8 protein-coding genes are annotated in these 14,356 nt (G+C 43.3%); all 8 read left to right on the top strand.

Annotated elements, in window-relative coordinates:
- The first annotated feature begins 25 nt into the window (after positions 1 to 25).
- Positions 26 to 3,553 carry a helicase-exonuclease AddAB subunit AddB gene (gene addB / locus AC1D7X_RS02775; RefSeq protein ID WP_495454169.1) on the top strand — a complete coding sequence of 1,176 codons (3,528 nt, stop codon included), beginning with the start codon at positions 26 to 28 and terminating at the stop codon, positions 3,551 to 3,553.
- A 26-nt stretch (positions 3,554 to 3,579) separates the two neighbouring features.
- Positions 3,580 to 7,608, top strand: a complete 4,029-nt coding sequence (gene addA, locus AC1D7X_RS02770) for a helicase-exonuclease AddAB subunit AddA (RefSeq protein ID WP_495474631.1) — start codon at positions 3,580 to 3,582, stop codon at positions 7,606 to 7,608.
- A gap of 44 nt (positions 7,609 to 7,652) precedes the next feature.
- Positions 7,653 to 8,834, top strand: coding sequence for an exonuclease SbcCD subunit D (locus tag AC1D7X_RS02765; protein WP_495454170.1), 1,182 nt, complete (start codon positions 7,653 to 7,655; stop codon positions 8,832 to 8,834).
- The gene (locus AC1D7X_RS02760; RefSeq protein WP_495454171.1) at positions 8,831 to 12,253 is read left to right on the top strand and encodes an AAA family ATPase; all 3,423 of its coding nucleotides are present in this window, start codon (positions 8,831 to 8,833) and stop codon (positions 12,251 to 12,253) included. Before AC1D7X_RS02765 ends, AC1D7X_RS02760 begins: the two co-directional genes overlap by 4 nt.
- Positions 12,254 to 12,529: 276 nt before the next feature.
- Positions 12,530 to 12,973, top strand: coding sequence for a hypothetical protein (locus AC1D7X_RS02755; protein ID WP_495454172.1), 444 nt, complete (start codon positions 12,530 to 12,532; stop codon positions 12,971 to 12,973).
- 201 nt (positions 12,974 to 13,174) lie between these two features.
- A complete protein-coding gene (locus tag AC1D7X_RS02750; RefSeq protein WP_495454173.1) occupies positions 13,175 to 13,534 on the top strand; it encodes a histidine triad nucleotide-binding protein in 360 nt (119 codons plus the stop codon).
- Positions 13,535 to 13,675: 141 nt separating this feature from the next.
- Positions 13,676 to 13,849: a 30S ribosomal protein S21 gene (rpsU, locus tag AC1D7X_RS02745; RefSeq protein ID WP_036657994.1), complete on the top strand. Its 174-nt coding sequence runs from the start codon at positions 13,676 to 13,678 to the stop codon at positions 13,847 to 13,849.
- 15 nt (positions 13,850 to 13,864) lie between these two features.
- Entirely contained in the window at positions 13,865 to 14,308 is a 444-nt protein-coding gene (locus AC1D7X_RS02740) for a GatB/YqeY domain-containing protein (protein WP_495454174.1), read from the top strand.
- Positions 14,309 to 14,356: the final 48 nt, after the last annotated feature.

The following is a 14,356-nucleotide window of genomic DNA, read 5'->3' as shown; positions in this document are numbered from 1 at the left end:
AATTTATATATGAAGGAGGTATCCCATGTCGGTTCATTTCCTCTTAGGACGTTCGGGAAGCGGTAAAACCACGAATATAATGCAGGAAATCTCTACTCGACTGAGTAAAGATCCTCACGGTAAACCTATTATTCTACTTGTGCCTGAACAGGGCTCATTTCAAGCTGAACACGCTTTGGTAACATCAGGTCCTGTGAAGGGGATTGCACGAGCACAAGTACTTAGTTTTCAGCGACTAGCCTATCGGGTTATGCAAGAGACAGGCGGATCAGCTCGCGTGGGGATTAGTGAAGATGGTAAAAAAATGTTACTCTACAAAATCATTCAGAGACGGAAAGAAGAGTTAACATTATTTGGTCCATCGGGTGATCAAATGGGTTTCGTTGGAAGACTCAGTCAACTCTATACGGAGATGAAACGGTATTGTATAGATGCTACGCACGTTGAAGAACAACTATCACGAATGCAAACCAATGGATCGGGGACGCCTATTCTACGTGATAAATTAGGAGATATTCTCACGCTGTATCGCGATTTTGAGCAAGAGTTATCTCCTCTATATATGGATAATGAAGATCATTTAATGACATTAGCAGAAGCAATACCTAACTCCTCTTATGTGAAGAATGCAGATATCTGGATTGATGGTTTTCATGGATTTACACCCCAAGAATTTATTGTGTTGCAACAATTTATGCTGTGTGCTTCTTCGGTAACCATAGTACTTACGCTTGATAAAGCTTATGAACAGGGGATGGTACCCCATGAGTTGGATTTATTTCATCCATCTGCGACTACCTATGTGAAGTTAAAAGGAATGGCGACGGAATTAGGCGTAGACACCACCAATACCATTCTGACACCGGACGTTCTTCCAAGATTTGAAGATAGTCCAGAACTAGCCCATATGGAAAAGGGATTCGATCGCAGAATCCCTTGGCATCCTGAATCTGTGGAGAAGATGAGTAATCTTGGTCAACAGGGAGTCTCTATTCATGCAGCTGTTAATCGACGGTCAGAAGTGGAGGGTGCACTTCGTGAAATGCTTCGTCTGGTGCGTGAGGAAGGGGCTAGATTTAGAGATATCGCTATTTTTGTAAGACAATTAGGAGATTACGAACCCATTCTAGGCCCGTTATGTCGCGATTATGGCGTTCCTTTTTTCCTAGATCAGAAGCGAAGCGAGTTACATCATCCTTTAGTAGAATTTATTCGGTCTTCCCTTGATATTGTGAGTCGTCGATGGAGATACGAAGATGTATTTCGCTGTATCAAGACAGACTTACTGCTTCCTGTAGATGGTTCACTAGATCGTATAGATATGGACCGATTAGAGAACTACGTATTAGCTTGTGGTATTCAAGGATACCGTTGGACGGAGGGGCGTCCATGGCGAGCGATTCCTAGTCTTTCACTTGAAAGTGATGGCGTGGACCGACAGAAGAATGGTGAACAGCTACTTGAATTAATGGAACGCTGCCGTGCTGCGGTTACGGGTCCTTTGCTTTCTTTTGAGAAGAGATTAAAGGCAGGAAAGACAGCTCGTGATCTGTGTACAGCCGTTTATCTTCTTTTGGAGGATGCGGGTGTTCCACAAAAGTTAGATGCTCTTAGCCATGAGGCATTAGAATCAGGTCAACCTGAAGCAGCAAGAGAACATCGTCAACTATGGGGTGCTACGCTAGATTTATTAGATCAGATTGTGGAATTAATGGGTGATGAGAATATTGGTGTTGAACTATTTACAGGGATATTAGACACGGGCTTAACGGAGATGAAGTTATCTTTAGTTCCGCCATCTATTGATCAAATATTAATAGGAAATATGGATCGTACGCGTACAAGTGGTGTGAAGTATACCTTCCTACTTGGGTTCAATGACGGTGTAGTGCCCGCTGTTATTCAGGAAGATGGTGTATTAACGGAACAAGAGCGGACTTTATTAACAGACATAGGGATGGAGCTTGCCCCAAGTATTTCACGGAAATTACTAGATGAGAGATTTCTGATCTACAATGCGCTAACTTCAGCGAGCAAACATGTTTGGATTTCCTATGCATTGGCTGATGCGGAAGGGAAACTTCTCTTACCTTCGGAAGTGATTCGGCATGTTAAGAAAATGTATCCATTACTGGAGGAAGACATACTCTCTGGACAGCCATTAATAGAACAATCTCTTCGAGAGCAACAAAGCTTCGTTAGTAATCCACAGCAGACGTTGAGTCATCTCATTGTTCAGTTACGAAAATGGAAGAATGGTATTGAAATTCCTGATTTCTGGTGGGGCATTTATAACTGGTACTTACAACAAGCAGAGTGGCGTGAAGCACTATTTATGCTGCTTCGTTCTTTGTTCTATGTCAATGATACACTGCCGCTAGAAACAGATACGAGCCGCAAGCTTTATGGTACAAAAGTACGTACGAGTGTATCGCGGATGGAGAAATTTGTTGCTTGTCCTTTCTCCCACTTTGCATCGCATGGCTTAAAGTTAAAGGAACGTCAGATGTATCGATTAAAGGCACCTGATATCGGCCAATTATTCCACTCTGCGCTAAGTGACATGGCTACACAATTACAGAACCGTAGCGTTAGCTGGGGTAGCCTTACACCTGATGAATGTCGTCATGAGGCGAGTATTGCTGTGGATCGGTTAACCCCTCTTTTACAGGGTGAAATTCTACTTAGCTCTAAGCGTTATGCTTATATTTCTAGGAAATTAAAAAACATTGTAGGGAGAGCCTCGATCATTCTCGGTGAGCATGCCCGTCGAGGCAACTTTGAACCTATTGGTCTCGAACTTGATTTTGGACCAGGAAAGACCTTACCTCCGCTTATCTTTCCACTACCGAATGGCTCAGTGATGGAAGTAGTTGGACGTATAGACCGTGTAGATATGGCGCAAGGCGCGCAAGGAATCATGCTGAGGGTTATTGACTATAAGTCCAGTCAGAATGATCTGAAGCTACATGAGGTGTACTATGGATTGTCACTTCAGTTATTAACTTATTTGGATGTCTTGTTGACGTATTCTGAAGAGTGGCTGGGCCGAACGGCTATTCCTGCTGGAACACTATATTTTCATGTGCATGATCCCTTGTTGCAATCTGCCAATGGCATGAGTGCTGAGCAAGCGGCAGATGAACTTCTTAAACGTTTCAAAATGAAGGGCCTTCTGCTCTCAGATCGTGAAGTCATTGCACAGATGGACACATCTCTGGATAAAGGGCATTCAGCCATACTTCCTGTTGCTGTGAAATCGGATGGTAGCTTCTACAGTAGTGCAGCGGTCGCAACTTCAGAACAATGGGATAGCCTATTATCTTCGGTACGTAGCAATATTGTGAATATTGGAACCCGAATTACAGAAGGCGATGTTAAGATTGAGCCTTATCGAATTCAACATGAGACAGCATGCACGTTCTGTTCTTATAAGTCAGTCTGTCAATTTGATGAGAATATTGAAGGTAACCACTATCATTTGATGGGTAAACCAAACAAGGTACAAGTATGGGACATGTTGCAAAAGACACAAGGAGGAGATACACCGTGATCGGATTAGTTAAGCCGGAAGGCAGTATGTGGAGTGATGATCAGTGGAAGGCGATTTCGCTCAGCGGTGATCATATTCTTGTAGCAGCTGCAGCAGGTTCAGGAAAAACAGCCGTGTTGGTAGAACGAATTATTCGTAAAATTATGAATGAGGAGCAAGGATTTAGTGTTGATCGTTTACTTGTGGCCACATTTACGAAGGCAGCAGCGGCTGAGATGCGTCAGCGGATTCGTGAGGCATTGGATAAGGAGTTAGAGAAGGAACCTGATAATGCACATTTACGTCGACAGCTTGCTTTATTAGGAAAAGCATCCATTACAACACTTCACTCCTTTTGTTTAGAAGTGATTCGTCGTTACTATCAATGGATTCCATTGGATCCGGGATTCCGTATTCTGAATGAGAATGAAGCTGAATTGTTGCGTCAGGAAATTCTGGAGGAATTATTTGAAGAGAAGTATGGGGAATCAGAAGATGGCGGAATCTTTCTACGTCTGGCGGATTGGTTCAGTGGTGAACGTAGTGATGATGCGCTGTATCTTCTTGTGCAGAAACTGTACGACTTCTCACGAAGTCACTCATGGCCAGATGCTTGGTTGCGTAAGATGGCGTCAAACTTCGCTGTTACTGATCCAGCAGAACTTGATGATAGTCCGTGGGTAAAGAGTATTGTTAAGGATGCTAAACTATCTATGGCTGGCGCAGCTGGACTGTTACATCAAGCTATCTCTATTGCCATGTTGCCGGGTGGGCCATCGCCCTATGTAGATAATTTACGAGATGATTTGGAAATGGTTGAATCCCTTAGAGAATGTCTCGAGGATTTCCCGTGGAATGCTCTATACGATGCCTTCCAGACGGTTTCTTTTGGTAAATTGAAAAGTTGTCGTAAAGATGAGACTGATTCTGATTTACAGGAACGTGTGAAAGAATTAAGGGATAACGTCAAGAAAATATTGACTGATCTTAAAAGTTCCTTGTTCGGTCGATCATCAGAAACGTTTCTATCGGAGCTTCATGAAGTTGCTCCTGTGATGGCGGAGTTATCTGAGGTTGTCATACTATTCGGTCAACGTTATCAAGAGGAGAAGCGGTCAAGAGGAATTGTGGATTTCAGTGATCTAGAGCATTACTGTTTGCAGATTCTAAGACATCCCGAATCGTCAGTCGATCAACTTCTTCCTTCTGATGCTGCTGTAGAATACAGAAAGCATTTTGACGAGGTACTCTTAGACGAATATCAAGATACCAATAGCGTACAGGAAGATATCGTAAAGCTGATCTCTAGAGACCAGCCAGGCAATCGGTTTATGGTAGGTGACGTTAAGCAGAGTATATATCGATTTCGTCTAGCAGATCCAGGTCTGTTTTTGGACAAGTATGGTAGATATGGGCTGGAGGATAACGAAGGGACAGTTATCGACCTAGCTCGTAACTTTCGTAGTCGACATCAAGTGTTGGATGCAGTGAATGTACTTTTCCGACAAATGATGAATGAGAATGTAGCTGAAATAACTTACAATGAACGGGCTGAATTAGTATATGGTGCATCATTTCCCGAAACTCCAGATCACGAAAGTGATGTCTCTTATACGCCCGAACTTCTTCTGATTGACCGTGGAAATGGTGGGAAGTCAGGAGATGCTGAAGGCTCAGAGGGTGAAGATAACGCTCTATTACAAGAGGGCGAGTGGGTGGAGATGGAGACAGCGCAACTTGAGGCACGAGCTATTGCGGCTAAGATAAAGGAAATGACGGGAGAAACCGGAACTCCACCAGTGCTCATCTATGATAAGTCTTTAAAAAAGATGCGTCCTGTTATTCATGGAGATATCGTTATTCTTCTACGTTCCGCTTATATTTGGGGACCACTGATCATGGAAGAACTAAGACAACAAGGCATATCTGCTGACGGAGAACAGAATCAGGGATATTTTCAAGCAACAGAAGTTGCGATTATGTTATCGCTATTGCAGGTTATAGATAATCCTCAACAAGATATTCCATTAGCAAGTGTACTTCGCTCACCTATTGTTGGATTAACCGAGGAGGAATTAGCCCAGATTCGATTATGTGCTAGTGGTCCATTCTATGAAGCGATGATCGCTGCGGCAGGTATGGAGAAGGGTTCTAAGCACTATGCACAAGGGAATGGTCATGAGTTATTCCACGATGTAACTGGTGAGATAGCTGCAACGAAAGATTTTCCTATGAATAGGGATGATTTGAATGATGCGGTCCCTTTTCAGGGTGGCAATCATACATCAACAACGGAACCATTTTCTATCGAATTACAATTTAAAATACAGAGATTTCTAACCAAATTAGAAGAATGGCGTAAAGAAGCGCGTAGAGGCAGCCTAGGAGACCTAATATGGCATATATACCAAGAGACAGGATATATGGACTGGGTAGGTGGATTACCTGGAGGAGGGCAACGTCAGGGTAATTTGACAGCACTTTACGATAGAGCTGTTCAATATGAACAGACCACAGCTTCTCGAGGGTTATTCCGTTTCTTAACCTTCATAGCAAGGTTACGTGATCATGGGTCTGATTTAGGCAGTGCAGGAAGATCGGACAAGCAAGACAATGCGGTTAGAATTATGACCATTCATAAGAGTAAAGGGTTGGAATTCCCCGTTGTTTTCCTAGCAGGAATTGCGAAGACATTCAATCAACAAGACTTGAATTCACCATTTCTAATGCATAAGGATTTGGGGTTTGGACCGAAATTTGTGGATCTAGGAATGCGGGTTAGTTACCCCACATTGCCTAACCTTGCGATACGACGTCGAGCGCAACAAGAACTCCTAGCAGAAGAAATGCGAGTGCTCTATGTGGGACTCACGCGTCCCAAAGAGAAAATGATCCTTGTAGGTACACTTAAGGATTTGACGAAGAAAATATCATCATGGGCTCAAGTTCAAAGTCATCAACCATATGTACTACCTGATTATGTATTATCAAGAGGGCGCAGTTATATAGATTGGATCGGACCGGCTCTGATTCGTCATCCTGATGCAGAAATACTGCGAGCGATGGGTGGCGTAACTGAACCACCATCTCCTGTATTGAATGGGGATCCTTCAACATGGATGGTGTCTGTACTTTCTGCTGATGAATTATCACAAGGTATGATTGTGAGTATCGATGGAGATCAGGAGATTTCTCAACATCGTGAACAGAAGCTACAAGCCATGTTAAATCGAGAGAGTATACCTTCTTCAGCGATGGAAAATAACACTGAAACAGATATAGCAGACCTCAAAAAGATTGAGGATAAATTGGCATGGAAGTATCCATACGCTATCGCAAGTACACTTTCTGCCAAAACATCGGTAACAGAGATGAAGAAATTGCTCTCTTTACAAGAGCTTCCGTCTTTAGATCTGATGGAAGAGAAGCAGATTCAGCAGTACCCAGATGCGACGCTACAACTTCGCCGTCCTAAATTTATGGAAGAGAAAAATATGAGTCCAACCGAGCGTGGAACGGTGTACCATACCCTGATGCAACATATTCCTCTACATGGAGAAAGCGTAGATTCAGAGGTAGTTCAAGAGACACTTAACCGACTTGTTGAGTTACAGATTGTAACCCAGGATCAAAAGGATATGATCGGTTTAGATGAAGTGGTATCTATGTACGATAGCGAGATAGGAGCTAGATTACAATCTGCAACATGGGTTGAACGGGAATTGCCCTTTAGTTATGCACTTTCTGCTACAGAAGCCTATCAGGGACTCAGTTTTGTGAAAGAGCTGTCTTCCGCTGATGAGCAGGAATCTCTCAAGGTCTTAACAGGGTTGGAGAATGAGACGGTGTTAATTCAAGGGGTTGTCGATTGTATTTTTAGAGTAGAAGGAAAGTTAGTTCTGCTAGATTACAAGACGGATCGTGTTCTGGAACAACGTGGTGGGGTGCAGGCTCTGGCAGAACAATATCGTTTCCAACTAGAACTCTATGGCAAAGCATTAGAAGACATCATGGGAGAACCTGTAAGTGAGAAGTGGCTGTACTTCTTCGATGGGTCACATTTGGTTCAGATATAAATCGATAGTTTAGGTCAAGGTAAGACCATAGGGGGAGAGAACAATTGCGAATATTGCATACAGGTGATTGGCATTTCGGACGGACATTGGAAGGCCGTAGCCGCTTGAAAGAGCAGGAGGACTTTGTTGATGAATTAGTACGTATGGCAAATGATCAGCAAGCCGATCTCATATTAATGGCTGGAGATGTCTATGATTCAGTCAACCCTCCTGCAGCAGCAGAACAGCTCTTCTATGAGGCTTCAGCGCGGTTGAGCGAAGGAGGTAGACCCCTTGTTGTTATAGCTGGTAATCATGATCAGCCTGAGCGAGTAGCTTCTGTGTCGCCTCTGGTGACGCGTCAAGGCATCACACTTGTGGGGCTTCCTGCTACGAATGCTGTGAGTATTCATGCTCCTCGTACTGGAGAGATCGCTAAAATCGCTGCACTTCCCTATCCATCGGAAGCTCGACTTAATGAATTGCTAGTCTCAGAGGGTAATGAGGATGATCTGCGGCAAGCCTACAGCGCCCGTGTCGGCAAGTTAATGGGATTATTATCTCGTGAATTTACAAGTAAGACGATCAACCTTGCTATGAGCCATATTTATGTGTTAGGCGGCGTGGAGTCGGACTCTGAGCGTCCAATCCAGGTTGGGGGTGCTTATACGGTTGATCCGTCTGCGTTGTCTGTAGGGGCACAATATACCGCTCTAGGACATCTTCATAGACCTCAGGCTGTAAAAGGGGATGGCATGATTCGTTATAGTGGATCTCCACTGGCATATAGCTTCTCAGAAGCGGGTCAGGCTAAGTCGGTCGCCATGTTAGATATCGCACCCGGAGGACAACCGGTTCTTGAAGAGTTATTTCTATCCTGTGGGCGACCACTCGTACGTTGGAAAGCCAAAGGTGGTCTTGAAGAAGTTAATCGTTGGCTGGATGAGGGACTTGATGATCGTGCATTTATTGATTTGGAAGTATCTTTGACAGAAGCCCTATCTCTATCTGAAATTCAGAGACTTCGCAAGAGCCGTGAGGGATTAATTCATATTCGACCGATCTATCCAGACATGGACGTAGTAGAGATGGAAGTTGAGCGTTCACGCATGCCTTTGCATGAAATTTTCCGTAAGTTCTATCAGCGACAGACGGGGGGAGCCGTTCCCGATGATGCACTGGTACAATTGTTTCTTGAACTTGTTGAGGAGAATGGGACTGTCCAGGAAGAGGGGGATGACCAATGAAGCCAATCACTCTAAAGCTTGCTGGACTACAAAGTTATCGTGAACCACAACAGATAGATTTCGACGAACTCACACAGATGGGCCTATTTGGTATATTCGGTCCTACTGGTAGCGGTAAATCAACCTTGCTAGATGCGATAACACTCGCTTTATATGGCAAAGTGGAGAGAGCAGTCAATGGAACACAAGGAATTATGAATCATTCGGAGGATTCGTTGTTTGTCTCATTCACGTTTGAATTAAATTCTTCTGAAGGACCCCAACAATATCGGGTAGAGCGACGTTTCAAAAGAACGAATGAATTATCAATAAGTAATACCATTAGCCGGTTTATTGAAGTTACTCCTGAAGGGGATCAAGTGATCGCGGATAAATTAGCAGATGTTACTCGTTGTGTAGAAGACAAAATCGGACTTAAAATGGATGATTTCACACGGGCTGTCGTTCTCCCGCAAGGGAAATTTGCTGAATTCTTATCACTGAAGGGTAGCGAGAGACGGCAAATGTTGCAACGGTTATTTCATCTGGAGCAATATGGTGATCAATTAGGGCAGAAGCTAAGTCGCCGTGTGAAGGAAAATGAAGCGGCACTTCACAATATTGAGGCAGAACAACAAGGTTTAGGAAATGCTGGACGTGAGGCGCTGGAAGCTGCCAAACAACAGCGGGTGCAAGCTATCGCTGAAGCTGAAGCTTCGCGACGCAGGCTGGATGAAATTTCGGTGCAAGCTGAACAAATGACAAAAGTATGGGAATGGCAAATTGAACGCGCCAACAGGCAACAACAATTAGTACAACTTCGCTCTTTAGAAAATGAAGTTAGATTGCTTGAAGAGAAGCTTGCCAAGGCAAGTGTGGCAAAACATTTGATGCCTTTACTTGTTCAAATGCAAGAGAGTAAACAAGAGCATGCGAATCGCGAGGCGCAATTGGTATTATTGAATGTAGTATCACAGGAAGCTGAACAATCAGCACTTCTGGCAAGTGAAGCGGATGAAACAGCACAACTCGCTTTATCTACGGAAGAACCGAAGTTATTGGTTAGGCAGGAACAGTTAGAGCAAGCAGTGAAGCTTCAACTGGAGCGAGATCAGCTTCGTAGTGAGTGTGATGAACTTGAGAAAAAGAGATCGGACGTCGTGAGAACACAAGCTGAACTAAGTGAGAACCTTCTGAAAGAGAAAGTGCTACTTGGTAAGGGGCAGGCACGACAGGCGGAATTACAGGATCGTTTAAAGCCGCTAGAGACGCGCTCACAAGAGCGGGAGCTTATTCATAAAACATTACAGCGTAAACACCAAGTTCAGTCTATGGAAGAACAGGTACGGATTGTAAGCGCGGAGTTATCCCAACAAGAAAAAACAGTCGCTGACATGAATTCAAAATTAATGAGTTCTGATCTAGATTTAAAGAGCAACGATGACAAGCATAAAACGTTCTTAGCACAGCTTTCTTCACATGTCTCTGCATTGATTGTTCAAGAAGCTTCGGTAGGTCAAGCTGCTATTAGACTGGTTGGAGAAGAAGAACAATTAAGAGGAGAACTCAAGAACTCGGAGATGCATGCGCTATCACTTACGTTAGCGACGCAGTTACAGGCAGGCCATCCTTGTCCTGTATGTGGATCGGAACACCATCCCTCACCCGTGGAGTCTCTGGAAGATTCAGATGATCTTACGACTCTGACAGGTCGGTTGCAATCTTTACGTCATGTTCAGTCTCAACTTCAAGAGTTTCGGCTTACCTTTAGACAGCTCATGAATGAGAGCCAATCGTTAATCGATCAATCTGGAATAGTACTTCCTGAACCAGATGATTCACATGTAGCTGTAGCTAAAGAACAATCTGAAATAAACGAAGAATCTCAGATGCAATTCTCTGTTGCACACTGGACAAGTATCGTTGAACAGTTTGATGATGTAACTCGGAAGCTTACGAAGATGACCTCAAGCCTGCGGCAGGAAGCTGCAGAGATGAAGCAGACACAAGCTGTACTTCAACAGCAACACATGAAATATATGGCAGAAGTAGAAGCGTTTAGAAATTATCATGCGGATTCCAAGAACAAGCATGATCGCTTAACTGTTGAATTGATGAAATTGCAGCAAGCTTGGGACAAAGAGTTCCCCGAGCTTCCAATTCATCAGATTGATTCGATGTTCGAGCTTATGCAGAAGAAAGATAAGGAAGCTGAGACGATTAAGGAACGACTTGAGATCAGTATTCCTTTTCTAGAGAGTAAATTATCAGCTATTCAATCTCTAGAACAACAAATCGGTGACTTAGACAAGGTTCTTATTCAATGGAACACGCAATGGCATGCTAAAAGTGAACTGCTAAAAGAAAAGATGGAACGTCTCAAGTCCTGGATCGGTGATGGATCAGCAGAGGCTTTACTTGAGGAATGTACTCAACATCTCCTTCGGTTAAGAGCAGCAGTGTCACATACGAAGGCTGCACGGCGTACAGCTGAGGATAAGAAACATGAAGCCATCAAAGCAACTGTTATAGCACAGCAGGCTGTTACATCAGCATCAGATCATTGTAAAGCATCTGAAAGCCGTTGGGAGCAGATGTTGGCAGCATCAACACTATCTACTGGAGATGAAGTTGTTGCGTGTTGTTTACAACAGGAGGAAGAGGTTGAGTACACCGAGTCAGTAAGAAAACATCGTGAGAATGAACGGGAAGTTACGTTACAGCTTGCCTATGTCGAAGACAAGTTGTCAGGGAATTCTCTTACTGAAGAAGAGTGGAATACCCACAAGACTCGACTGGAAGAATGTCGTAAGAATGATGAAGCGGCCATCCAGTTCAAGGCAAGGGCTGAGCGCGATCTAGAAGATATATCTGAGCGCCATACAAGATGGATACAACTAGAGGATACACGTATAGAACGTGAGTCCACAGGAGAGCAACTCCATAAGTTACAGTCGTGTTTACGGGGGAATGCCTTCGTAGAATACATTGCGGAAGAGCAGTTAATGCAGGTAAGCCAGGCTGCGTCACAACGTCTTATGTTTTTAACTAGACAACGTTATGCATTAGAAGTGGATTCGGGTGGAGGTTTCGTGATTCGTGACGATGCTAACGGGGGAACTCGTCGACCTGTATCCACGTTGTCTGGAGGAGAAACATTTCTGACATCGTTATCTTTAGCGCTTGCCTTATCAGCTCAAATTCAATTGCGTGGTCAATATCCGTTACAATTCTTTTTCTTAGATGAGGGATTTGGAACGTTAGATCCAGAACTTCTGGAGATGGTCATCACCTCATTAGAACGTCTTCATAGTGATCATCTATCCGTAGGTATTATTAGTCACGTACCTGAGCTAAGAGCACGGTTACCACGCAAATTAATCGTCCTACCCTCCGAACATGGTGGGGGTGGTTCGCGTCTTGTGATAGAAAATATGTAACGATATTTAAAAAATGTGACGATGATCACAGTAACAGTTACAAGCCATTGTTATAATACAGTTAATAGCCGACATCACTTGAGAAGTACCTCGGCGGACTTATGGAAGGGAATTCAATTCCCTAACATAAGTCCGTACGTCAAGCAGCTTTTTCTAGCTGCTAGGTGCTTCTTCTTTTTTTGTATTTTTATATCTAGTTGGCTTAAATAAGTATCCATTCGCCTAGACCTGAATAGAATGTAAGTAGCAAATGCATTATTAGGAGGGCTAGAACAGATGGAGAAGGTTGAAGCCAAGCAACTATGTCATCACCACATGCATCGTTACGTGCGTGTAGTCATTATGGATGGAAGAGTTTATGATGGTTTTGTAGATAATGTGGACGATGAAAACCTACATTTAGCTGTGCCCGTAGATCATGAAATGTGCTGTGATCACATGGAAAATGCCAGTTATTCGAACGGAAACATGTCCCCTGTGGGAGCGTATGGAGGCAATCCCCAACTTCAACCAATATCATACGGAAATCAGCAGGCTGCTGGTAATCCGTCATGGGGATCCGGTGGATATCCGGGTCTAGACGTACGTGCTTTTGTACCTGGTTATTATCCACCAGGTCCCCCTGCTTATGGGTATTATCCGTATGGAAGAAGACGGTTTAATCGGTTGCTCTTGCCGCTTGCAGCACTGACCACGCTAGCGATCCTGCCATTTTATTAATATACATCCTTCTGTAACAAGAGAACTCACAAGGCCAGAGTAGTGTCCTTGTGAGTTTTTTTCTGATGAATAATCATCTTTTTTAGAAATAAATAGATGACGTCATTTTTTCTGTATGGGTCCTAGAGGAGTATTGGACGAGGCTATCCCATATCCAGTATGATAAATAAAGAGAAAGTATAGATTTAGGGGGCGAATAACTTGGATTGTTTATTTTGTAAGATTATCGAAGGTACTATTCCTAGTAACAAAGTATTTGAGAATGAACATGTTTTGGCCTTTCGCGACATTCAACCTGCTGCACCGGTACATGTGCTAATCATTCCAAAGATTCATATCGCTTCGATGAATGATGTCACCCCTGAGAATTTACCCTTAATTATGGAAATTCATCATGTTGCACAACAAATTTCACAAGATTTGGGTATTTCAGAATCAGGATATCGTCTTATTAATAACTGTGGATCTGATGGGGAACAGACGGTAAATCATCTGCATTATCACTTGCTTGGAGGTGCCAAATTAGGCGCTCTAACAGGCCTTTCAGCCTCTCATCAGTAACGACATGGTAAATAGTGTATTGTATCAGATTACGAAAAAAATAGCTGTAAGGTTGACACCCTATTTGACTTTCACCTATAATAAAAGTTGATGAACCGTGTTAATACTCTTGGACGGTCTGGTCGGAGGGAGGGAAAACTGGTGTCTGAAACGAAAGTTCGTAAAAATGAGACAATCGATGCTGCACTTCGTCGCTTTAAACGTTCCATCGCTAAAGATGGCGTCTTGGCTGAGGTGAAAAAACGCAAGCATTATGAAAAGCCAAGCGTTAAGAAAAAGCTAAAGTCTGAGGCTGCTCGTAAGAGAAAGTTTTAGGGGGATTTAACAACTATGAATCTTAGCGAAAGATTGAACGAAGACATGAAGCAAGCAATGAAGAGTCGCGATAAATTCAAACTCTCCACTATTAGAATGATTCGTTCGACAATCATGAATCTTGAAATAGATTTGAAAAGAACTTTGGATGATTCCGAGGTGCTTGATATCCTAGGTCGTGAAATCAAACAGCGCAAAGATGCCCTCCAAGAATTTGAAAAAGCAGGACGCGATGATCTTGCCGCTAGTGCTAAAGCAGAAATCGAGATAGTCGGCCAGTATCTTCCCGCACAGCTTTCTGAAGAAGAAATTAAAGTCATTGTACAGCAGACCATCCATGAAACCGGTGCTTCTTCGAAAGCCGAGATGGGGAAATTAATGAGTGCCCTAATGCCTAAGGTAAAGGGACTCGCTGACGGCAAACTTGTTAACCAAGTAGTTCAACAATTTCTGCAATAAACAATAACAGGAACATCCCTTGATTTTGAGGGGTGTTTTTTATTTTTT

The sequence above is a fragment of the Paenibacillus sp. Y568 genome, from assembly GCF_059445545.1.
Note: the sequence above shows the minus strand (reverse complement) of the source record. Positions and strands in the feature narration are given on the sequence as shown.

Bases quoted from the DNA above. Each gene is read 5' to 3' on its own strand.
- addB (WP_495454169.1), top strand. From the start codon at position 26: ATGTCGGTTCATTTCCTCTTAGGACGTTCGGGAAGCGGTAAAACCACG.
- addA (WP_495474631.1), top strand. From the start codon at position 3,580: ATGTGGAGTGATGATCAGTGGAAGGCGATTTCGCTCAGCGGTGATCAT.
- AC1D7X_RS02760 (WP_495454171.1), top strand. From the start codon at position 8,831: ATGAAGCCAATCACTCTAAAGCTTGCTGGACTACAAAGTTATCGTGAA.
- AC1D7X_RS02755 (WP_495454172.1), top strand. From the start codon at position 12,530: ATGGAGAAGGTTGAAGCCAAGCAACTATGTCATCACCACATGCATCGT.
- AC1D7X_RS02740 (WP_495454174.1), top strand. From the start codon at position 13,865: ATGAATCTTAGCGAAAGATTGAACGAAGACATGAAGCAAGCAATGAAG.